The organism is Inmirania thermothiophila, from assembly GCF_003751635.1.
Taxonomy (GTDB): Bacteria; Pseudomonadota; Gammaproteobacteria; order DSM-100275; family DSM-100275; genus Inmirania; species Inmirania thermothiophila.
Map to the genome: position 1 here is coordinate 136,881 of NZ_RJVI01000003.1, position 21,728 is coordinate 158,608.

Annotated in this window: 18 protein-coding genes; all 18 read right to left on the minus strand. The window is 73.3% G+C overall.

The genetic code is table 11. From position 1 onward, the window contains the following. Positions 1 to 43 precede the first annotated feature (43 nt). The 18 genes from EDC57_RS11375 to EDC57_RS11465 all read right to left on the minus strand — a co-directional run bounded on the left by EDC57_RS11375 (position 44) and on the right by EDC57_RS11465 (position 21,530). The gene (locus EDC57_RS11375) at positions 44 to 1,165 is read right to left on the minus strand and encodes a polysaccharide deacetylase family protein (protein WP_123402026.1); all 1,122 of its coding nucleotides are present in this window, start codon (positions 1,163 to 1,165) and stop codon (positions 44 to 46) included. A gap of 25 nt (positions 1,166 to 1,190) precedes the next feature. Continuing rightward, positions 1,191 to 2,945: an asparagine synthetase B family protein gene (locus EDC57_RS11380; RefSeq protein WP_123402027.1), complete on the minus strand. Its 1,755-nt coding sequence runs from the start codon at positions 2,943 to 2,945 to the stop codon at positions 1,191 to 1,193. Further along, positions 2,942 to 4,219, minus strand: a complete 1,278-nt coding sequence (locus tag EDC57_RS11385; RefSeq protein ID WP_123402028.1) for a putative O-glycosylation ligase, exosortase A system-associated — start codon at positions 4,217 to 4,219, stop codon at positions 2,942 to 2,944. The genes EDC57_RS11380 and EDC57_RS11385 overlap by 4 nt, the downstream gene beginning before the upstream one ends. Further along, the gene (locus EDC57_RS11390) at positions 4,212 to 5,051 is read right to left on the minus strand and encodes a glycosyltransferase family 2 protein (RefSeq protein WP_170165130.1); all 840 of its coding nucleotides are present in this window, start codon (positions 5,049 to 5,051) and stop codon (positions 4,212 to 4,214) included. The genes EDC57_RS11385 and EDC57_RS11390 overlap by 8 nt, the downstream gene beginning before the upstream one ends. Positions 5,052 to 5,155: 104 nt before the next feature. Continuing rightward, entirely contained in the window at positions 5,156 to 6,355 is a 1,200-nt protein-coding gene (locus tag EDC57_RS11395; RefSeq protein ID WP_123402030.1) for a polysaccharide pyruvyl transferase family protein, read from the minus strand. Between the two features lie 337 nt (positions 6,356 to 6,692). Continuing rightward, a complete protein-coding gene (locus EDC57_RS11400) occupies positions 6,693 to 7,658 on the minus strand; it encodes a glycosyltransferase family 2 protein (protein ID WP_170165131.1) in 966 nt (321 codons plus the stop codon). Then, a complete protein-coding gene (locus EDC57_RS11405) occupies positions 7,630 to 8,934 on the minus strand; it encodes a sulfotransferase family protein (RefSeq protein ID WP_170165132.1) in 1,305 nt (434 codons plus the stop codon). Before EDC57_RS11405 ends, EDC57_RS11400 begins: the two co-directional genes overlap by 29 nt. Further along, positions 8,931 to 10,442, minus strand: a complete 1,512-nt coding sequence (locus EDC57_RS12865; protein ID WP_170165133.1) for an oligosaccharide flippase family protein — start codon at positions 10,440 to 10,442, stop codon at positions 8,931 to 8,933. The genes EDC57_RS11405 and EDC57_RS12865 overlap by 4 nt, the downstream gene beginning before the upstream one ends. Next, positions 10,439 to 12,559 carry a sulfatase family protein gene (locus EDC57_RS11420; RefSeq protein ID WP_123402034.1) on the minus strand — a complete coding sequence of 707 codons (2,121 nt, stop codon included), beginning with the start codon at positions 12,557 to 12,559 and terminating at the stop codon, positions 10,439 to 10,441. The genes EDC57_RS12865 and EDC57_RS11420 overlap by 4 nt, the downstream gene beginning before the upstream one ends. Beyond that, complete coding sequence (locus EDC57_RS11425; RefSeq protein ID WP_123402035.1) at positions 12,556 to 13,143, minus strand: tetratricopeptide repeat protein; 588 nt, start codon at positions 13,141 to 13,143, stop codon at positions 12,556 to 12,558. The genes EDC57_RS11420 and EDC57_RS11425 overlap by 4 nt, the downstream gene beginning before the upstream one ends. Before the next feature lie 136 nt (positions 13,144 to 13,279). Next, positions 13,280 to 13,990 (minus strand): class I SAM-dependent methyltransferase, encoded by a 711-nt coding sequence (locus EDC57_RS11430; RefSeq protein ID WP_123402036.1) that lies wholly within the window; start codon positions 13,988 to 13,990, stop codon positions 13,280 to 13,282. A 37-nt stretch (positions 13,991 to 14,027) separates the two neighbouring features. Further along, positions 14,028 to 14,915 (minus strand): glycosyltransferase, encoded by an 888-nt coding sequence (locus EDC57_RS11435; RefSeq protein WP_123402037.1) that lies wholly within the window; start codon positions 14,913 to 14,915, stop codon positions 14,028 to 14,030. Between the two features lie 4 nt (positions 14,916 to 14,919). Then, positions 14,920 to 16,047: a glycosyltransferase family 4 protein gene (locus tag EDC57_RS11440; protein WP_123402038.1), complete on the minus strand. Its 1,128-nt coding sequence runs from the start codon at positions 16,045 to 16,047 to the stop codon at positions 14,920 to 14,922. Next, positions 16,037 to 16,981 carry a sulfotransferase family protein gene (locus tag EDC57_RS11445; protein WP_123402039.1) on the minus strand — a complete coding sequence of 315 codons (945 nt, stop codon included), beginning with the start codon at positions 16,979 to 16,981 and terminating at the stop codon, positions 16,037 to 16,039. The genes EDC57_RS11440 and EDC57_RS11445 overlap by 11 nt, the downstream gene beginning before the upstream one ends. After that, positions 16,978 to 18,135 (minus strand): glycosyltransferase family 4 protein, encoded by a 1,158-nt coding sequence (locus EDC57_RS11450; RefSeq protein ID WP_123402040.1) that lies wholly within the window; start codon positions 18,133 to 18,135, stop codon positions 16,978 to 16,980. The genes EDC57_RS11445 and EDC57_RS11450 overlap by 4 nt, the downstream gene beginning before the upstream one ends. Beyond that, positions 18,125 to 19,339 carry a glycosyl hydrolase gene (locus EDC57_RS11455; RefSeq protein ID WP_123402041.1) on the minus strand — a complete coding sequence of 405 codons (1,215 nt, stop codon included), beginning with the start codon at positions 19,337 to 19,339 and terminating at the stop codon, positions 18,125 to 18,127. Before EDC57_RS11455 ends, EDC57_RS11450 begins: the two co-directional genes overlap by 11 nt. Continuing rightward, positions 19,336 to 20,166 (minus strand): sulfotransferase family protein, encoded by an 831-nt coding sequence (locus tag EDC57_RS11460; RefSeq protein WP_148051462.1) that lies wholly within the window; start codon positions 20,164 to 20,166, stop codon positions 19,336 to 19,338. The genes EDC57_RS11455 and EDC57_RS11460 overlap by 4 nt, the downstream gene beginning before the upstream one ends. Then, the gene (locus EDC57_RS11465; RefSeq protein WP_123402043.1) at positions 20,163 to 21,530 is read right to left on the minus strand and encodes a phenylacetate--CoA ligase family protein; all 1,368 of its coding nucleotides are present in this window, start codon (positions 21,528 to 21,530) and stop codon (positions 20,163 to 20,165) included. The genes EDC57_RS11460 and EDC57_RS11465 overlap by 4 nt, the downstream gene beginning before the upstream one ends. Positions 21,531 to 21,728 lie beyond the last annotated feature (198 nt).

A 21,728-nucleotide genomic window follows, 5' to 3' on the forward strand; every position in this document is an offset into this window, starting at 1 on the left:
TCGTTCATAAAACTATCACAAAGTGATCTTTTTTGTCTAGCCATTACGGTCGCGCTCGGGCTACTGGAGAATCGAGATTCTTCCTTCTCCGTAGAAGCAAGATGAGGAGGGCAAAAGACACCGCGCCAGCGGGGGATAGAGCCATCGCAGCGTTTTTCCACCCATCGCCGAACCGCTCCCAAGCGCGCAGGTAGGTCAGCCAGAGGCCCGTCGTAGGGACGAAGTCGCGAGCAGGCGTGCATTGGATGGCGCCGCGCCTCCACCCGTCGAGGAATTCCCTGGTTCCGCGGAATTGCAGCGATTCGTTCTCGTGCACGAACTGCGCAATGCGGGCGAGCTTTGTTGCGGGCCGTCGGTCGGCTTTCCCGTATCGAGTCAGGCTGAAGCTGTGCATCATGATGTTGACCGCACATCCGTTTCGTCGCGCGAATGCGGCAAGAACGGCAAGAATTTCCTCCGCGCTGCTGCTTTCGATGTCGACAAGGCGCAGCGATTCGTAGGGGCCAAGGCGAATCTGCGCGTAGTACGTGACGGGCAGCTCGACGATTTCCTCGATTTCCGCCACGTCATTGTATGGCGCGGGAATCTGCTTCGAGAGGGGAGAGGGGACGGACGGGGCGAGGGAGGCGTCGGCGACGAACCCGAGCGCTTGGAGGGCCTGGAGTGTGTCGAGGTTTGCCATGTACCCTCCTGCCCGATGGATCAGGATCGGCATGCCGGACCAATCTGAAAGAAGATCCCGCCCCCAGGCCAGGATCTGCTTTTGAATGGCGAGGGGATGGCGCGAGAGGCCGCCGGGGCCGAATGTCGGCTGGGGGTGGGTATGGAGACCGATTTCGTGGCCGTAGGCGAGAATGTCGCGGATCGCACGCCGCAACACGGTGTCGCCATACTTGGCTCGCTCGTAGACGTTCACGTAGAAGGTGCCCCGGATGCCCAGCTCGGCGAACCGCCTGGCCATGAACGGCACCCCGAGAGGTTCGGAGCTGTCGGGCACCGCGCCGAGGACCTGCAAGGAAGGGTCACCGTTCGTATAGGACTCCACATCCACAGTGACGAGGACAGACGTGTCGGCCCACGCTGGAGCGTGAAATAAGCCTGCAACCGCAAGGAAAGTGAAGAGGGCCGACGAGGAAAATCGTTCCATCAGGGTCTTCCATGGCATGGCGTTCCTCCGTTTCCTTTGGTTCTCACACGCTCGCCCGCAGCCACGCCTCCAGCATCACCAGCACCCAGAGCATCTCGCCGTAGTAGTTGGGGTGGTCGCGGTTGCCGGCGAGGAGCCGCTGGATCCAGGCGGCACGGACGATGCCGCGCCGGCCGAGGGCCTCGAGGTGGTCGTGGGCCAGCGTGCCGAGGTCGGGATCGGTGTTGAGCCAGTGGCCGAAGGGCAGGCCGAAGCCGTGCTTGGGCTTGGCGAGGACCTCGGGCGGCAGGAAGCCGGCGAAGGCGTCCTTGTAGAAGGCGCGCAGCCTGCCGCCGGCGAGGTGCAGGCGTGGCGGGATGCGGTGGGCGAGCTCGAGCACAGCGGCGTCGAGCATGGGGAAGCGGGCGCGCACGCCTGCGGCCTCGGCCATGTGGCGCACCTTGCGCAGGTCGTTGTCGGCGAGCGTGATGCGAAGGTCGAGCGCCATCATGCGGTCGACCAGCGCGCCGGCCGAGGCCTCGCGCCAGAGGGTACGCAGGTGCGCGAGCGGCCGTGCCGCGTCGACGCCGGCGAGAAATCCGGGCTCGAAGACCTCCGCGGGCGGGAAGCGCAGGAGGAAGTTGTAGCTCTCGAGCCGGTCCGGAAGCGGCACGCGGGCCTGGGCGATGTAGCTTTGCGCCTTGCGCAGCAGCACGGGGCGCCCGGGCAGGTGCGGCGCGAGCGCCTCCAGGGGCCGGCGCAGCGGCGCCGGCAGGCGCCACCAGCGCTCGAAGACGTGCTGCTTGAGGTAGCGGGCGTTGCCGCCGAAGAGCTCGTCGCCGCCGTCGCCTGCGAGGAGCACCGCGACCCCCGCCTCGGCCGCCATGCGGGCGCAGAACCAGGCCGCGGCCGCCGAGGCGTTACCGAAGGGCTCGTCGTAGACGGCGGCGATGCGGGGGATGGCCTCGGCCACGTCCGCCGGGCGCATGTAGCCTTCGTGATGGCGCAGGCCGAAGTGGCGCGCGGCGATGCGGGCGTAGTGCATCTCGTCGTAGCCCGGGGCGTCGAAGCCCACCGAGAAGGCGTCCACCGCCTCGCCGCGAAGGCGCGCGAGCAGCCCCGCCACCGCCGAGCTGTCGGTGCCGCCGGAGAGGAAGGCACCGCAGGGCTCCGCCCCCGCCGCCTGCTGCACCGCCACCCGCAGCCGCTCGCGCAGCTCCTCGGCCAGCGCCTCGGCGTCGGCCTCCTCCGGCTCCACGTAGTGCGGCCGCCAGTGCTGGATGCGTTCCGTGCGGCCGTGACCGACGCGCAGGTGCTCGCCGGGCCCGAGCCGGTGCACGCCGCGCCAGGCGCTCCAGGGCGCGGGGATCATGTGGAAGAAGAGGTAGTCGTGCACCGCCTGCGGGTCGAGCTCGGGGCTGCGGCCCAGGGCCTCGAGGGCGGCGCGGCCGCCTCCGGCGAGGGCCACCCCCTGCGGGCCCTCGGCCCAGTAGACGGGGAAGGTGGCGAAGCGGTCCACGGCGGCCACCGTCTCGTGCCGGACGGTGTCGTGCGCCACGAGGAGCCACGCCCCCTCCAGCGCCTCCAGGAGCGCCCCACCCTGCTCGCGCCAGAGGCGGGCGAGGATGAGGCCGAGATCGGGATCGCGGAAGTCCTCGCCGTGGCGGATCCGCGGCTCACCGAGCCACAGGATCCGCACGCCCTCGGCCTCGGCCGTGCCCCCGGGCCAGACCCCGGGCTCCACGGCAAGCTCCGCGGGGGCGCCGTCGGCGGCGGCGAGGAGCGCCCGCCAGGACGGGGCCGGCATCCCGCCGCTCATGCCGCCGCCCCCTGGGGCCGCGCCGCCTCGGTGGGGCTCGCCGCGGCCTCGGCCTCCACCTCGCGGCGCACGAACGCCTTGAGCAGCACGGCGCAGAAGACGAGCTGGTAGAGCAGGTCCCAATAGGTGATCCCGAGGGTGAGCGCGCCCGCCAGGTAGGCGATGAGCGAGGCGCGCATCATCACGGCGTAGTCGCGCGCCCAGGCGATGCGCTCGTCGCGGCGGGCCTGCCAGGCGATGCGGGTCAGGCTCGCCAGCGTCCCGAAGACCAGCAGCCCCCACAGCAGCGCCCCGGGGAAGCCGTGCTCGGCCAGGATCTCCACGTAGGCGCTGTGCCAGTCGCGCTTGGTGACGTAGCGCCAGCCGTCGAAGCCCGCCCCGGTGACCGGGTGCTCCAGCACGTAGCGGATGCCGTCGGTCCAGGCCTCGATGCGGTTCATGGCCGAATTGTCCTGCTGGTATGTGCTAATGGTCTCCATGCGGGCGAACCACGCCTCGGGCAGGAAGCGCGGCGCCGCAAGCGCCGCCAGGAGCACCGCGACGGTGAGCACCAGCTTGTGGCGGCTGTGCCACCACATGACGAGGGAGAGCGCCCCGAGCGCGATGAGCCCTCCGCGCGACCACGAGGAGATCACCGAGGCCACGGCCAGCGGCACCGCCGCCATCGCCCCCCAGCGCACGAGCCGCCGCCAGCCCGACGTGCCCTTGAGCTCCCGCGCCACCAGCACCAGCAGCGGCACCGCCACCAGGGTCGCGATGCCGAACTCGTTGTTGCCCCCGTACATGGTGCCCTCGGGCCCCCAGACGCGGTAGTGGAAGCCGCGGGTGATGCCGAAGATCCCGCCCTTGGCGGCGAGCAGCCCGAAGGAGAAGCCGATGGTGGCGAGCAGCCAGAAAAGCCGCTCGCGGCCCGTGATGAGGATCAGGCTCAGGATGAGGGGGGTGTAGACCTTGCTCACCTCCCAGAGCTTGGGCCACGCCGCCCAGCCGATGGGGGAGACCGCGGTGGTGACCAGGAACCAGAGCCAGAGGAGGTAGAAGACCGGGATCCGCCAGTCCCGCGGCAGCCCCTGCCGCTCGCGGGCGCCGATTGCGGCGAGAAACGCCACCGCGAGCAGGATCTGGTAGACGGGGAGCGTCGTGGCGAAGCCCCAGGCGTAGCGGTGCGGGTTGGCGTAGCCGAAGAAGGCGAGCGCGAGCACCCCGAGCCAGGGGCGGTATACGGTCACAAGGCATGCGCCGGCGAGCAGGGCGAGGACGGCGAGATCACGCATCGTCGCCTCCTCGCGGCCCGGCGGGATCCGCTCCCGGTGCGGGGGCGTCCGCTGCGCCCCGCCATCGGCCGAAGCGGCTCGGGCGCATCCAGGATGCGCGGGCGCGGAAGCGCGCGTAGCGGGACGGCCGCTCCGGATAGTGGACGACGCCGAAAGGCTCGGTGTGCCCGATGCGCAGCCCCGCCCGCGACGCGCGGTGGAAGAAGTCCTCGTGATCGCCGCCGATCTTGATGCGCTCGTCCCAGCCGCCCACCCGCTCCCGCACCGCCCGGGTGCGCGCGATGAAGAAGTTCTGCACCAGCTCGCAGCGGGTCACCGGGGGTGTGAGTGCCACGGGCTCGATGGCGGTGGTGCCGTCGTCCCGGTCCCGGAAGTTGCCCATGAAGCGTCGCGGCACGCCCTGCATGGTCCACCGCTGGCGCAGGCGATAGAGGCGGAGCCGGAGGAGATCCGCCGCGAGCGCCGGCAGCCCCACCGGGGCCACGTCGTAGCAGAGCCCGCCCAGGATGTCGAGGTCGTGCGCCTCGAGCAGGTGGACGGCGGCGTCGAGGTCCGTGCGCCGGTCGAAGACGAAGTCGTCGTCGCAGTGCACGAAGTAGGGCGTGGCCACCTCGCGCAGAAGCAGATTCCGCCCGGCGCTCACGCCGCTGTCGAAGGGCATGATGAAGACCCGCGTGCGAAGCGCGGGGTACCGTGCCGCCACCCGCTCGGCATAGGGGGCGCGGCTGTCGTCGGCGACCAGCACGGTCAGCCCCGGGTAGCGGCGGGCGATGGAGCGCAGCAGCCGTGCCAGGCAGCGCGGCCGCTCGAAGGTCTTGACGATCGCGGTCACCTGGTCGCGCACCACCTGCCCCGGGCCATGCCCCTCCCGTCGGCTGCGGCTTCCGACGGCGCTGGAACCATCGAGCCTCGGGTCCGTGCCCTCGCTCCGCATCGCTAGGACCCGAAGCCGGCAGCCGGACTGCGCACGAGGCCGCGCAGGCCTTCAAGCAGCGCCGCTCGCGCCTGTCGCGCATGCGCGCCCATCGCGGCATGGACCTCCCCGACGCGGTCGCGGTCCGCGGCCGCCTCGGCCACGCGCGCCGCGGTCCAGCGCAGCGCCCGCGGACCCCGGATCTCCCCTTCGAAGACGTAGAAGTCCATGGCGCCGTACAGGGCATACAGGGCGCGCTTCTTGCCGTCGGACACGGTGCCTACGTTGCGGTCCGCTCCGCGCCCGACGCAGATCGCAGGCACCCCCTGCCGCCACGCGTTGACGCAGAGATGATAGGTGTCCGTGACGATGCAGCGATAGCGGGCGAGATCGGACAGAATCTCCTCGACCGGGCGCGGTCGGTACCCCCGGTGAAAGCCGGTGAGACGGAAGAAGGCGCCGTAGCGGTTCCGGTTCGGCGGAAACCAGTGGATCCAGGTCAGCGGCTCGCGCAGGCGCCGGGCGAGGCCGCGGGCCAGGAAGTGGACCGGCCAGGCGGATCGGTTGCGGCCGCAGAAGAGCGCCACACCGCCGGTCCGCGGACCTTCCCGGGGCGGCGCCCAGTTGCCCCAGCCGTCGCTGCCGAGGAGGAAGGCGGGGTCCACCCCCAGCGTCTGCCGGCCGGGGCGCAGCGGCGCCGCATACGCGGCGGAGAACGGATCCCGGAACCAGACCCCGCGGGCCGAGGCGAGCAGCTCCTGCAGGGCCTCCGTGTACCGCCTGCCGCCCCGGGAGCGGATGTCGTTGGTGATGAGCGTGCCGCCGAAGACGAGGACCTTCTCCTTCATCGCGCGCGGCGCGCCCTCGAGGAGGTGGTGGCGGTAGGCCAGGCTGCGGGCCTCGTCGCGGCTGGAAGCCAGCCCGTGCGCGATCAGCCGGGCCGCGAGGTCGCGCTCGATGTAGGTGTCGGCATGGAGGAAGTCGCCCCAGTAGAGGATCGCATCCGAGCCCAGGACGGCGTCGAGGTGCCCCTGCAGCGGAAGATAGCGGAGGGGATGCCCGGGATCGGTCTCCTCGATCGGGGACGGATCGCCGAGGACGAAGCTTCGAAGTGTCGCCCCGGGGCACGCGCGGCCGAGCAGCCGATGCGCCGCCAGGTCCACGCTCGCCATGCCCGGATTGTGCGCCGCGGGGTAGGCGTGGATGACGCTCAGGACCGTCATGGCCGATGTCCCCGAAGCGCGCGGCGCGTGAAGGGCCGGCCCCGGCCGAACCCTGGATCGGGGCGCCTCCGTTCCATCACGCGACCCTCCCGGAGGGAGTCCAGCGGCGACGCAGTCCCTGCCCCGCCGAGCCTGCAAGCGCGAGCATCGCGGCGAGCCCCTCGTGCTGCGGCAGGGCACGGTGGAGGGCGGGGCGCACGATCAGGCCCGAGAGCCACGGGCGGATTGCGCACGAGGCGGCAGGGTCCCGCAGGCAGCACCATCCAGGACCGTGCTGCATGCGTGGCTCTCGGGACATGGACTCTCCTGTCCCGATCGTGCGCTGGAACGTTCCCGATCATGTTCCGCCTTCCTTGCGTCCGTAGGCCGCGGTCCACGTGCCCCGAAAGATCCCGAGGTGCTCCCATCCGCGCAGTTCCGCGCGGAAGGATGCCTCTGGGTGGCGCGCGAGCTTCAGCCGCAGGCTTTTGGCGAAGGAGCGTGCCGCCACACGCAGCATCCACGGCCGCGGGCGGAGGCCCTCCTCGGCCGCGAGATGCCATCCGCGCTGCGTGGCCGAATCGAAATGCCAGCGACGGAAGTAGCGGCGGCGAAGCCGCTCCGGCGGGATGTAGTGGCGAACCGGGGCGTCCGGGATGAAAAGCACCTTGCCTCCCTGGGCCAGGATCCTGCGAAACAGCGCGCTTTCCTCGCCGAGGCCCAGAAAGTTCCCCAGGCGCCCAAGGCGCGGGTCGAAACCGCCCGCCGACAGCAGCGCCTCACGTCGGAACGCCATGTTGGCCCCGTAAGGCATCCAGTCGTTTTCGGTGAGCAGTCGCGCGTCACCTTCTGGGGGACGCAGCGCCAAGCAGGGGTAGAGGAAATCCCCGAACCACGAGGGCAGGGATGCGGTGTGGTCGATGTCGGGCAGGACCGGGCCTCCCAGCGCGTCGCACCGTCGTGTCTCGAAGTGGCGCATGCCCGTTGCGATCCAGTCTTCGGGGACACGGACGTCGTCGTCGGTGAAGAAGAGATACTCGCCGCGTGCCGCCCGGACCCCAGCGTTCCGGGCAGCGGAAATTCCCTGTACCAGCTCCCTCAGCACGCGCAGGCGGCCGTCCGATGCCGCGAGTGCGTTGAGGACAGCGGGCGTGTCGTCTGCGGAGCCGTTGTCGACGACGATCACCTCGTAGGGCGGGGCGCCTTTTTGCGCGAGCACGTGTCGTACCGCCGTGCCGATCAGCCGCGCCCGGTTGTAGGTGGGAATGATGACGCTGACGAGGAGGGGCATCAGGTTATCGTCTTCCTCGGACTGGGGATCCATGCGGCGGTGCGTCCGCGGGTTCCGTTCCCGCCGCCGGTTCGGCCGCGGGATCGTGGACGGTGACCAGCGCCTCCAGGGCTCGCTCCAGCACGCGGCGGGGCTTCCACGCCACCTCCGCCGCTTGCGGAGGGCGGACCCAGTGCAGCTCCCGCCGGATGCGGGCGGCATTGGCAAGAGCGACTGCGGCGCGGGCCGCGGCACTTGCCCGGCTCGGGGCGTTCAGGATGCGCCGGGCGAAGTCCTCGCAGGTGATGGTGGGCACGCGGGGCAGGCGGTCATGGGCCGGGGATGCGATGAGCACTTCCCCCGGAGCGAGGTCGGCGCACGCCGTCCGGATCAGCTCGCTCGCCTTGGCCCATTGCCGGCCCGAGGTGTCCACCCCTCCGACCACGAGGCGGACCTGCCCTCGGGGCGGGGTCTCGAGCGGGTAGCGCATCTGTGCCAGCACGCGCCCGAGCACGGTGTCCATGTAGCGAAGGGTCTCGGTATCGCAGGCATCCCGCCAGGCATGAGCCAGCCTCGGGTCGACGCGGTGGAGCACGTTCTGCTTATATCCCGACGCGGCCTCGAGGAGCGCGTGCTCGTCTTCGGTCGGGCTGAGCATGGCGTCGGAGAAGGGGAGGCCGAGGAAGCGCGTCACCTCTCGAAGGGTAGCCTCGGGATCGGTGACCAGCGCCTCATAGCGGATCTCGAGCGCGCGCCGGTCGCGGGCGACCCAACGCGAGGCGGCCGGCACCCAGTGGCCCCAGTAGGCGAGTCCGCCCGTGAGCCCGCTGCCCCACCACCGCATGCGCCCCAGCGAGGTCGCGACGGCACGGCCGTCCCGCACGATGTGGAGGATCGCCGCCTCCGGGAAGAGGCGCCGCAGCAAGGCGAGGTACTGGATGTGCTGGGGCGTCTTCTCCACCAGCACGGGAGCATCGGGGTGGGGGGCGGCATCCCGGATGACGGCGAGAAAGATGCGGCGCAGGGCACCCAGGAGGTCCCGCCGGTCGAGATCCAGGCAGGCGCCGAAGGTCCGCTCGGGCTCTGCAACCCAGTTCGGCGTGCGTATCGTCTGGAGCCGGCTGCAGAGCCACTCTGCATTATTGGGCCAACTCCTTACGAAGCGGACCGGGCCGCCGGGATAGACGTGAACATGACACAAGAAGTGAGTTTCTGGCGTGCCACAGGCAAGCGGATGGCGGTGCAGCATGTGGGTCAGCAGGGTCGTTCCGCTGCGCGGTGCGCCCACCACGAAGACAAGCCGCTGGGATGGTGCTCGCGGGGCCTTCACGTGGCTGGCTCCTGGTGTGTCCGTCCGTGCAGGCGGCCCCATGCCCACTGTGCGAGATCCCAGAGGGCGGACAACCCGGAATGTTGCGGCAGGGCAAGGCGCAGGGCGAAGAGGGTGAACAGGCCCGCGGCGGCAACGGCGGCGCCGTTCCACGCGAGCGCGATCACGTCGCCCGCCCACGGCGGCAGCGTGGGCGCCGGGGGCGGCGCCCAGGCGGACGCGGCGAGGAGCGCGCAGGCTCCGGCGAGCACCGCGGGCCAGGCACCGTCGGCGAGGTCCCGGGCGCGCACGCCGGTGCGCGGCAGGATCACCGAGACCGCCAGCGCAAGGCCGAGCGTGTTTCGGGCGACGATGCCCCAGGCGGCGCCTTCGAGGCCCCACTGCAGGCCCAGGGTCACGAAGAGCGCCGTCGCGGCAAGGCTCACCCCCTCGAGCACGGCCTGCCTGCCCGCCTGCCCCACGGCGCCGGCGTACATGGAGACGAGCCCCCGCAGGGTGGTGATGGCGGCGGCGAGCAGCAGGATCCGCATGGCCGGCACCGCCCCCAGCCACTTCTCGCCGTAGAGGAAGCGGATGAAGGGCTCGGCGCTCGTCCACAGCCAGGCCAGGGCCAGATAGATGGGCACGGCCATGGCGGTGGCGAGCTTGCGGAAGGCCTTCCGGGAGCGCTGGGGGTTTTCGCGGATGCGGGCGAAGGTGGCGAAGACCAGCGAGTACAGACGGCCGAGAAGCTCGGTGACGGGGAGCCGCGACGAGGACAGGGCCCGGTTGTAGAGACCGAGCTGCGCCGTGCCTGCGGCGCTGCCGATGATCATGGCATCGACGCGGTCGCCTGCGACGTTGAGGGAGCTTGCGGCGTGGAGCCGCCAGCCGTAGCCGAGGACGGCCCGGGCCCGCGCCGCGTCGAAGGCGGGGCGGGGCCGCCAATTGCTGCGCCGCAGGGCGAGGGTGACGAGGACGAGGGCGGCGGTGCCGCCGCCGACGACGAAGGCATAGGGGCCGGCGCCGGCGGCAGCCGCGCCGATCGCTGCCGGCATCGCCAGGACGGAGGCCGCAAGGTTGTGGCGCGCCGCCTGGTCGTGGCGCAGGCGGCGGCGGATCTCCGTCTGGGCTGCGAAGGCGGCCGGCTGGAGCAGGAAGAGCACGGCCACGAGGCGCATGAGATCCACGAAGCGGGGGTCGGCATAGGCCCGGGCGAGCAGCGGGGCGAGCAGCCAGGCCGCCAGGAAGCAAACGAGCGCGAGCCCCTGCATGACCCAGAAGCCGCTGTGGAGCGCGGGCTGGTCGTCCTCGGGGGTGCGCAGGAGCGCCTCCGGGATCCCGAACTGGAGCTGGCGGGCGAGGATCGCGGTGTAGGCGGAGACGGCGGCGAAGACGCCGAAGTCGGCGGGCTCGAGCAGGCGCGCCATGACGATGCTGCCGCCGAAGCTCGCCACCGTGGAGGCCCAGCCCTGGAGATAGATCCAGAAGGCCCCCTTGCGGAAGCGCTCGCCGATGTCCGCGCTCACGACCGCGCTCCTTCCCGGGCCGCGACCTCGCCGCCGCAGTCCGGCCGCAGGGGCGCCGCCGCCGGGTCCTCCACCCACGCCTCCAGCGCCCGGCGCAGGCAGGCGGCGAGCGCAGGGTGGTGCGCGGTGACGTCGCCGGCCTGCGGCTCGGCGAGATCGTACAGGGCGTAGCGGGGCCCCGCCTTCGTCGGGATGCGCACGAGCTTCCAGCGCCCGTAGCGGACGGCCCGGTCGCGGGCGGCTTCGATGCGCCGCCGGCCCTCGGCGGAGAGGGCGATGGTTCCGGTCCCGTGGTCGGGGATCTCCAGGAGTTCGAGCAGGGGCGGCACACGCAGATGGTCCTCGGCCATCCCCTGGACGCGGGCGAGCCAGGCCCCGGTGGCGAAGTAGGCGGCGCGGGGTGCGGCCTCGACGCCGTCCATGAAGGGGACCAGGGAGCGGCCGTCGGCCTGCAGCCGGCCGGGGTCGAGGCCAGCGAGCTCCAGCAGCGTGGGCGCGAGGTCCACCGAGCGCACCGTGGCTCGCACCGTGCGCGGGCCGCGGCGGCGGGGATCGACGACGACGAGCGGGATGCGGTTGCTCGGGTCGTCGCCGAGGACGGTGTTGCCCTGGCCCCAGGTGCCGCGCTCGAAGAGGTCCGTGCCGTGGTCGCTGAAGACCACCACGATGGTGTCGTCCAGCAGCCCGCGTGCGGCGAGGTGCTCGACGATGCGCCCGACCTCGTCGTCGAAGCGGCGCACCGCGCCGTCGTAGAGATCCACGATCTGCTGCACGTCGAAGGCCTCGGCCCCTTGCGCCTGGCGGCGTGCGATGTCCTCCGGGGTGAAGACCCCGGTCATGGAGAACTTGGAGCGCCCCCGGTAGCCGCCGCCGCTGAACAGCGTGTAGTAGGGATACTCGCTGCCGAAGGGGGCATGGGTGGTGGCGATGAAGGTGAGCAGGAAGAAGGGCCGCCTCCCCGCGGCGAGGCGGTCGATGGCGCGGCGGGCCGCACGGCCGACGTCGGCGGTGAGGGGGCGGCCGGCGAGGTAGTAGAGCTCGGGCAGCAGGAGGCGGCCGGCCGCGTTGTGGGTGAACAGGGCGACGAACAGGCGCAGGTCCTTGGGCCCCTGGCGCAGCAGGTACTTGAGGTTCCACTGGTCGGGCGAGACCTCGAGCGCGTCGAAGCCGAAGGCGATCTTGCCCACGTCGCTCGCCGCCCAGTCGCCCACCGCCGCGGTGCGGTAGCCGGCCTCGCGCAGCAGCGCCGGCAGCGCGGGGACGGGCAGGCGCGTGGCCTCGTCCGGGATGAAGTTGCTGGTGACGCCGTGGCGGCGCGGCCAGGCGCCGGTGAGCAGCGTCGTGATGCTGGGCGCGGTGCGGGCGATGGGGACGTAGGTCTCGGCGAACCACGTCCCCTGCGCGGCGAGGGCGTCGATGTGGGGCGTGAGCCTGCGTGGGTAGCCGGCGAGGCCGAGGCGGTCGGCGCGCAGGGTGTCGGAGCCGATGAGGACGATGTTGGGCCGCCCGGCGGCGGCGCCCGCCGCGGGGGGCGGAGCGCCGGGGCGGGGCAGCACGGCGGCCAGCGCGGCGGATGCGGGGACGGCGGCGAGGGCCGCGGCGGGCCAGGGACGTCCGGCCCTCACGAGCCGCAGCGCGAGCACGGCGAGGGCGAGGGTGACGAGCCCTGCCAGCGCCAGGCCGATCCCGGCCAGGGGCAGGGGCTCCACCAGGAACCAGAGACGCACCAGGTGGGCGACGTCGTAGAGCCAGCTCGCCACCAGCGTGCCGGGCTCGTGGACGAGGGCGCGGGCGAAGGTCCACGCGGTGCCGAGGCCGATGGCGGCGCCGCCGGCGACGAAGGCGGCGAAGGCCGGGCGGCGCCGGGCGGGCAGGAAGGCCGCCTGCACGGCGGCCCCGGCCATCGCCAGCAGCCAGGCGATGACGAAGGCGGCCACCGCCAGGCGCCCGACCGCGTAGACGGCGTAGCCGAGGTAATGGGCCTCGATCTCGGCGCGGATGGCCGGTCCCGTGCGGCCGAAGTCCGCCACCGACTTGGCCGTGAGCAGCGCCGTGAAGGCGAGCGCCGCAAGGGCCGAGCCCGCAGCGAGTGGGCGAAGCCTCGGCACGCGGTTCACCGCCTCCCCTCCCCGGGCGCGGGGTAGCCCCGCGGGCAGCCGCGTGCGGCCCGTCCGTCGAGGCAGGCCAGCCGCAGCCGCAGCCGCCGGGCCTGAGGCTTGCGTGCAAGCCCCGCCTCGAGGGCCCGGCGAGCCTCCGCGGCCTGTCCGGCCCGCACCGAAAGGTCGGCAAGGAGGGCGATGCCGCGCACGTAGTCGGGCTTGGCCTGCACCGATCTTCGCGCCTCGGCGAGGGCCGCCCCGAGATCGCCGAGGCCCGCGTGGGTCTCGGCGAGGAGCACGTGGAGCTCGGCCCGCAGCACGAAGCCTGAACCCACGCGCTCCCTCACGTATTCCAGATTGTTGAGCGCCACCTGGTACATGCCGCGCCGCCGGTCGGGGTCCGCCTCCGTCCGCGCCTTGTGCAGCCGCAGCAGCGCCTCGCAGTAGTGGTGCATGTGGATGTAGTCGCCGCCGAAGACCTGGAGCCAGCGCCGGACTTCGGGGCGGTTCGCATCGTTGCCCCAGGGCTGCGCGCGGGGGCCGCAGTAGGCGGGCAGCAGGCGCAGCTCCGCGGGGCTCGGGTTGAAGTTGCCGATCGCCATGGCCGTCTGCGCGCAGACGGTCGCCAGGATGCCGGCGACGGCCCACAGCCGGCGTGCGGAGCGACCGGCGGCAGCCCCCTGTCTGCGGCGCCGGCTCATCCCCGGCCCGCCGTGCGTGTGCCCGCCGAGACCGCCATCATGACGCGCCACCCTGGGCCTCCTGCTCCGGCGGTATCGCCCAGCGGACGTCCTGCCCTCGATCGTGCGTGTCGCAGAGAAAGAGGTAGCGGAAGGTCTCCACGGCGTTCCGCTCCTGCTTGCGGCCGATCTTTCGGACGTTGGTGAGCCCGGGCACGCCCTTGAGCCAGTCGAGGGCATAGTCGGTGACGCTGCGCTCCTCGTCGTCGTCGAAGCGAGGCTCCCGATAGCCGTACTTGTCATTGCTTGCGGCGAACTCGATGACGAGGTGGCGGCGGGCCTTGCCGGCGAGCTTGGCGACGATCGCTTGGGCGTAGGCGTCGCCGTGCTCCTTGACCCACCAGTGGTGGACCGAAAGGAGGAGCACGAGGTCGAAGGAGGGCAGCAGGTCCACGGATTCGCGGGTCAGGGGGAACTTGCCGAATGCGGGTGTTTTCGGGGCGTAGCGCATGTCCATCAGGGTCGTCAGGTAATAGGGCGCGACGTCGAGACCCACCGCGAACTTGCCGGCTTCGGCAAACAGTCGGGTGATCCTGCCCGCGTTGCAGCCGATGTCCAGGACGCTACCGATCTGGGAGAGATCCACGTGGTCGCAGATGAGGCGGAAGCGGCCCTCCGGGTCGCGGCCATCTTGGTAATCTCCGCCGGGATAGGTGAAGAACCGGCGAACGATGCTTCGCCGCATCCGGTCGCTGATGGATGTCTTCAATGCGCATCCCTCCGTGCGGTTGCTCTTGCCTCCGGTTTCACAGACGCCGCGCAAGCGCCGCGGGCAGCAGCCCCAGGATCATCCGCCCCCGCGCCAGCGGCGCCCGCACGAGCCCCTCTGCGAGATGGACGAGCGCGGCGGCGCGCCTGCCCGCCCGCGCCTCCCACTTGGCGTAGTCGCTCAGCATCCCGGCGTAGCAGCGGTTCCAGAACCGGCCGCGCCGATCCGGGGGGAGCAGGGTGCGGTTCTTGCGCATGACGCGGATGGCGGCGCCGCGCATGCGGTCGAGGTCGCGGCTCATGCTCTGCGCGCCCCGCCGGATCACCACCAGCGGCTCGGCCACGCAGGCGTAGGCGCTGATCGCGGCCAGGCGCATCCAGAGATCGATGTCCTCCAGCGCGGGCAGGGTCTCGTCGAACCGACCGGCGCGCTCGAGCACCTCCCGTCGCACGAGCACGGCCGAGCCGCTGCCGGCCACGGTGGCGTGGCGCTCGAAGATCGCCTCGAGAATCGCGCCCTCGCAGGGCGGGCAGCGCCAGCGTCCCACCTCCGTGCCGTCGTCGTCCACCACCGTGGCCTCGGTGGAGCAGAAGCCCACCTCCGGCCGCTCCCGCATGAGGGCGAGCTGCGCCGCGAGCTTGCCCGGGCGCCACCAGTCGTCGGCGTCGAGGAAGGCGATGAGGTCGCCGCGCGCGGCGGCGATTCCCGCGTTGCGCGCGGCGGGCAGGCCGCGGTTGTCCTGCCGGACGACGCGGATCCGGTCGCCGTAGCCCGCGAGGATGTCCGGGGTCTCGTCGGTGCTGCCGTCGTCCACGACGACGATCTCGTCGGGCCGATGCGTCTGGGCGAGGACGCTGTCGATGGCCCGCCGGATCCAGCGCGCCGCGTTGAAGGCCGGGACGACCACCGTGATCCTCGCCGCCATCGGTTCAGCAGGCCTCCGCGGTCCGGTCTGCACCGCCGCCCAGCGCCCGGTAGATCGCGCGCAGTGTCCGAATCGGGCGCTCGAGGAAGCGCTCGCGCCCCCAAGCGGCGATCCCCCCGCGGCGGTCGGCGGCCGGGCGGCCTTCCAGCACCCGGGCCAGGGCCTCGGCGAGGTTCTGCACCGAAGGCGAGGCCACGTACAGGCCCGAGAGCCCCTCCTCGACGTACTCACGGACGCTGCCGCCCCTGGAAGTCACCACGGGTACACCGGCCACCGCCGCCTCCTCCAGCACCGCCGGGCAGGGCTCCTCGCCGAGGAAGGGCAGCAGCAGGGCGTCCGCGGTGGCGTAGACATCCTCGATCCGCGCCACGTGCCCGAGGAGCTCAACCTGCGGCGCAGCCGCGATGCGCGCCCGCAGCGTCTCCTCGTCCCAGGTGTCGGGCAGCCTGTTGCCCCGCTGCACGCTGAGCAGGAAGCGGGTGTCCGGCAGCAGCCCGGAGGCCGCCACCTCCAGGAAGAGACCGATGCCCTTGGCCGTCCGCGGCCGCCCCACGAACGCCACCACCCGCGTCTCGGGCGGAATGCCCAGCTCGGCACGGAGGGATCTCCCCGCCTGCATCCGCTCGGCGTCCACGAGGTCGTGGACGGCGTGGACCGGGGCATCGCACCGGAGCTCGCCCGCGAGGTAGGCGGAGCATGCCGCCACGGCATCCGTATGGCGCAGATAGGGGGAGGCGGCAGGGATGGGGCGCTGGGTGTGGACGAGCACGGGACAGCCGGCGCGGCGCAGGGCGCGCAGCTCCCAGGCCCGCCAGCCGAAGGCCCCGGACAGGCAGTGCACGAGGTCCAGGTCGTGCTCGCGCACGAGTCCCCGGATGCGGACGGCGCGGAAGGCAGCCGCGGCGACGCCCTGGTCCTCCTTGGGCCAGACGGTCCACGGGATGCCGCGCGCCTCGAGCTCCGCCACCCCCGGCCCGCGCCGCGAAAGCACCGCCACCGGCTCGATGCCGATGCGGTCCGCGTGCCGGAGGACGTTCCAGAGGATCCTCCCCGCCCCGCCGTAGTCGCCGTCGGTGCCGAGGAAGCAGCCGACCCGCAGCCGCCGGGTGCCCTGCGCAGCCTCAGGCGTCATACCCCAGCCGCTCCTGCATCGGCGCGATGCGGTCGAGGATGGATTCCACCGCCTCGCGGTTGCGCTCCTTCCACTTGGCCCGCTTCGGCGGCCCGCTGACGAGGCTCGTGGGGTGGCGGGCGAGCTCGGCGCAGCGCCGGCGGATGGCGGGCGTGAATTCGAGGCCGAGGCGCGCATAGAGCCGTTCGAAGGCCTCCACCGGGGCCTCGAGCAGCGCCTCGTAGCGCAGCACGTGCCAGCGGTCCGGATCGACGTGGCGCGCCCCCTCGAGGGCGAGGCGGTTGGCGCTGATCCACTGGTGGGCGCAGGCCTCGGCGAGGCTCGCGCGGTTGTAGTCGCGCCAGCCCGGGGGGAGGAAGAAGTGCCACTCCCGGAACCGCCCGCCCTCGATGGCCACCTCCTCCGGGCAGGGGCCGAGGAACTGCGTCAGGGCGAAGTGGCGGTCCTTGCGCCAGCCGTCCATGAGGGAGCTGACGTTGTCGCGCCCGTCGCGGTGGACGTAGACGAAGTGCGCGTCCGGGAAGAGCCGCGCGAGGTAGGGGACGCGCAGGACGTTGATGCAGGTCTTGTCGAGGATGCGCCCGGCGCCGAGGCGGGCGTAGTAGAAGCGGCGGGCGAGGCGCCCGTGCGCCGGGCGGGCGTCCTCGGCGGTGGCGGCCTCGGAGTGCCAACCGTTGTGCCAGGGGCCCCAAATGCGGTGCCAGAGCTGGGGCACCTCGTAGCCGAGACTGCGAAGCCCCGGCGCGAGGGCGAGGGTCTCGTAGGTGACGGTGGTGCCCGAGCGCGAGCAGCCGACGACGAAGATGGGCTCGGGCAGGGCCGGGCGGGCGATGTCCCACCACGCCTCGCGGGCGGCGAGCCGCGCCGCCTCGAGGTTCTTGGCGCGGATCTCGGGATCGCGCAGCTTGCCGAGCTTGTGCAGGATCGCGCTCACGCCGCCTCCTCCAGGGCGCGGGTGCGCTCGGCGACGCGCTCCCAGGAGAGCTCCTCCACGGCGCGCCGCCAGGCGTTCTCGGCCAGGCGGCGGGCCAGCTCCGGCTCGGCGAGCAGCCGTGCGAGCCCCTCGGCCACGGCCTCCACCGATTCGCCGTCGACGCGAAGGCCCGTCTCGCCGTCGAGCACGGCGGCGCCGGTGCCGCCGTGGCGCCCGGCCACGGCCGGGGTGCCGCAGGCGGCGGCCTCGATGTAGACCATGCCGAAGCCCTCGGCGTCGGCCCCCACCGGCCGGTTGGGCATGGCGAAGACGTCCGCGGTGCGGTACCAGGCGGGCAGCTCATCGGGGGGCACATGGCCGAGCAGGTGGACGCGCCGAGCCACGCCGCAGCCCTCGGCGAGCGCCCGCAGGTGCGCCTCGTCCTCGCCGATCCCGATGACGGCATAGTGCACGTCGAGGCCGCGTGCAAGGAGCGCGGGCAGCGCCTCGATGACGCGGTCGAAGCCCTTGCGGCGGCTGAGGCGGCCCACCGAGAGGATGAGGCGGGTGCCCTCGGCGAGCCCCAGGCGCGCGCGCAGCCGGGCGTCGGCGGGGCCGCGGCGGAAGCGCGCCGTGTCGACGCCGGGGTGGATGACGCGGATGCGCGCCGCCGGCACGCCGAGCTCCAGGAGCCGCTCGCGGGTGAAGTCGCTGTTGGCGATGACGTGGGTGGCGCGGCGGTAGACGAAGCGCATGGCGCGGCGCCGGCGCGGGATGCGGCCCCAGGTGGTGATCTCCTCGCCGTGGGCGTAGACCACCAGCGGCCGGCGCCACAGGGCGGCCACGCTCCAGCCCACCAGCCCCTCCGGGAGGACGCGCCCGGCGTGGACGGCGTCGAGGCGGTGGCGGGCCATGAGGGCGTGGGCGGTGGCGGCGAGCCGGGCGTAGATGGGCAGCGAGTAGGGCCGCAGCCAGCGGCTCGGGCGCCAGCGGATGCGGTGGACGGTGTTCGGGTGGTCGCGGTCGTGCTCGGCGGCGCCGGGCACGGCGGCGGTGACGATGTGGGTGCCGCGGTCGCCGAGGCGGCGGTAGACCTCGTCGAACCACACTGCCGTGCCCCCCTTGGTGGGGAGGAAGAGCTCGGTGAGGACGAGGTAGCGGCGCTCAGCGGGCATGGGCGGTCCTCGGCGCGTCCGCGGGGGCGGCCAGGCGCCGCGCGAGGTCGAGGATGCGCACCGCCACCGCCGCCGGGCCGAGAAGGCGGCGCAGGGCCGGCTCGCGGCGGATGCGTGCGCAGCAGGCGGCGATCCGCCTCCGGCGCGAGCGGGTGAAGAGGTCCGAGGCCTCGGGGCGGGCGTAGGCCGCGGCGAGGGTCTCCGGGGCGACGAAGCGCAGCCCCGGCAGCTCCGCCGCGGCGCGGCGCAGCAGCTCGGCGAGCGCGCCCCGGTGGCGCGAGGCGTCGGGTCCGAGGTAGTTGAAGCGGTGGCTCTCCACGAGGGCGGGCCGGCCCTCGGTGACGCGGGCGGCGACGGCGGCGAGGGCCTCCTCCACGCGGTGGCCGCGGGCGGGCTCGAAGTAGACGTCGCGGACGAGGTAGCGGGCCCCGCCCGCGGCCTCCTCGCCGTTGAGGATGCGCGGGCCGGCCAGCGGGGCGCCGTCCGCCCCGCGGCCCTCGTGGCGCACCCCGGGGGTCACGATGACGCGCACGCCGCAGGCCGCCCAGGCCTGCTCCACGGCCTCGGTCCAGACGAAGGTGGGCGGCACCGCCACCACCGCGGGGCGGCCGAGGACGGCGGCGAAGGCCGCGGTCTCCTCCGCCGCCATGGCCGCGACCTCGTCGGCGGGGAGCGCCCGTGTGGGCAGGAGCGCGCCGTCCACCCAGCGGCTCTGCAGCGGCGGCGGCAGCGCCTCGGGGTCCGGGTCCTCGAGCCAGGCGCGCAGGGCCGGATCGCGCCCCGCGGCGGCCAGCACCGAGGCCGGGCGCAGGTGCTCCATGCCGTGGAGCTGGAGGGCGAAGACGCCGCGGCGCTCGCCCTCGCGCAGGGCCTCGAGGACCACGGCCTGGGCGGGGTCGTCGAGGCGCGTGCGGCGGTAGTGCTGCGGCGTGGAGGGGGCGGGGCGGGCGAGGCAGAGGCCGATGGCGGCGAGGGCCGGGCGTCCCTCGGCGTCCTGCACCGTGGCCAGCGTCGCCGCAAGCGCGCGCAGCGCCGCCGCCTCGGCCTCGCCGCCGGGACCCCAGTCGTCGCTCTCGACCGCGAGCACCGGCCGCGCCAGCACCGGCTCGCGCCAGAGCCGCACGAGAAGCCCCCGCCGCCGCCACAGGGCGAGGCCCCAGGCGAGGGCGGCGAGGGCGGCGGCCGCGGCGAGGAGCGCGCTCATGCCGCCGCCTCCTCCATGCGCGCAAGCAGGGCGGAGCAGGTCGCGGCCAGGGGGGGCGAGACGGCAAGCGCCGCGCCCTGCGCGTGCCGGGGGGCGCGGACCCCGTCGGCCCAGGCGGGGCGGAAGGCGAGGCCGGCGTGGGCGAAGAGGGCCGCGAACGATCCCGCGGGGTCTTCCAGCAGCCGCTCGTAGCGCACGAGGCGCACCCGCGGGTCGCGCGCAAGGCCGAGGTCGAAGAGGAGCCGGTTGCGGAACCACGAGAAGAGGGCGGCGCTGTCGGCGTCGTGCATCTCGGCCTCGGCCGCCAGGGCCCGCGCCTCGCTCAGCAGGGGCCCCTGCAGCCCGCGTCCGATCCACCCGCCCACCGCCGGGTCCTCCAGCGTGCGCCGGATCCAGCCCGGATGCCTCGGGAAGGAGCGAAGCTGCGAGCGGACGCTGTGGCGCCAGTCGCGGTAGATCCAGACCGCGCGGGCGGGGGCGAGCGCCTCCAGCAGGCGCGGCAGCAGGTCCAGCTCGCACAGGGCCTTGACCACCATGACCCGCGCCCGACAGCGCCCACGCAGCGCCTCGATGGTGTCGAGGGGCCGCATCTCGTAGCGCCGGAAGGCGCGCGGGTCGCGCTTGTGGAAGACCACGGTCTCGAGGCTGCGCTCGAGGACGTCCATCACCATGTTGGTGCCCGAGCGCTGCACCCCGGCGACGAAGAGGGTCAGCGGCGGCCCCTGGCGCGGCCGCAGGCGCTGGGCGAGCGCCTTGCCCGCGAGCCGCCCCCGGCGCCGCAACGCCGCCGCCACCTGCGCCGCCCGTGCCTGCGGAGTCGTGCTCATGCCGCCGCCTGCGCGTAGGGGTCGACCCGGCTGATGACGTAGCGGTGCTTGCCCGAGGGCAGGGGGGGGATGCGCTCGACGGTCTCGACGTCGATCTCCACCCCCTCGCCGAGGCGCTGGCGGAAGCCGGCGCGGATGCGCTCCACGTGCCCCGCCTCGAAGCCCGGCCCCGGCACGAGGAGGACGCGGGTGCGCTCGAGGCTCTCCTGCTCGATGCGGAAGCGCTCGATCCCGGGCAGGTCGCGCACCACGTAGATCAGGGCGAGCCCGTGCATGACGGTGCCGTCGCGGGCGACGACGAAGTCGGTGGTGCGGCCCATGACTTCGCGCAGCACGGGCAGGCCGCGCCCGCAGGGGCAGGGCGCGTCGTCGAGGACGGCGACGTCGCCGGTGCGGTAGCGGATGAAGGGGAAGTCGCCGGTGGCGAGGTGCGTCACCACCACCTCGCCGGGCTCGCCCGGCGGGACGGGGCGGCCGGCGGCGTCCACCAGCTCGAGGACGACGTCCTCGGCGGTGATGTGCATGCGCCCCTCGGGGCACTCGTGGGCGAGGAAGCCGGCGTCGCGGCCGCCGTAGCCGTTGGCGACGCGGCAGCCGAAGACGCGCGCGATGCGGCTTCGCTGCTCGTCGTAGAGCCGCTCGGCGGTGACGAAGGCGACGCGGATGCCGAGCCCGTCGAGGCGCAGCCCCTCGCGCTCGGCCGCGCGGGCGAGCAGATCCAGGCTCGACGGATAGCCGAAGAGCATGCGCGGGCGGCTGCGGCGGATCACGGCGAGGTAGTCGCGGATGCGCCCGGGCGACATCTCGAAGGCGGGCAGCAGCCGTGTGCGCAGGATGCGGTCGCGCACCGCGCGCAGCCGGTCCTGGGCGCCGATCTCCACCGGCGAGCCCCAGACCACGATCTCGCGGTCGCCGATGTCGACGCCCCACCAGCGCGTCGCCCGCCACTTGGCGGCGACGTCGCGGGTGACCCGCTCGCGGCCGATCCAGAAGACCAGCGGCTCGCCGGTGGAGCCGCCGGTGTTGAAGCGGGCGAGCCCCCGCGCGTCCTCGGCCCGCAGGGCCTCGGCGTGGGCGCGGATGTCGGCCTTGGTGAGGAAGGGCAGCGCCGCCAGGTCCCCGAGGGAGGCCACCGCCGCGGGGTCGAAGCCGTGCTCGGCGAAGAGCCGCCGGTAGTAGGGCACCTGGGCGCCCGCGCGGGCAAGCAGCCGGCGCAGCCGCGCAAGGCGCAGGGCCTCGAGCCGCTCGGGCGGCCACCACTGGCTCGCCTCGAGCTCCCGGAGGGCGCGTACGGTGTCGTGGCCCTTGAGCCGCTCGTGAAGCGGAAAGAGCAGGCCGCTGACGAGGCGGGTGTAGGGGCTCATGGGCGGCGGCGGTTCCTCGCGCTGCGGCCGGCGCCGTGCCCGGAGGGTCCGGGCGGGTTTTGCGGCGCCGGCGGCTGATCACGAACGTGCGTCGTGACTATCAAGTTTTCTAGTCTTTCCCGGGCGCCGTTGCAACCGCGGCCGGCGCAAAGCTGCGTAAGCATCGGCTGACGCCGCGGCACGGCCCCTGCCGGGGCG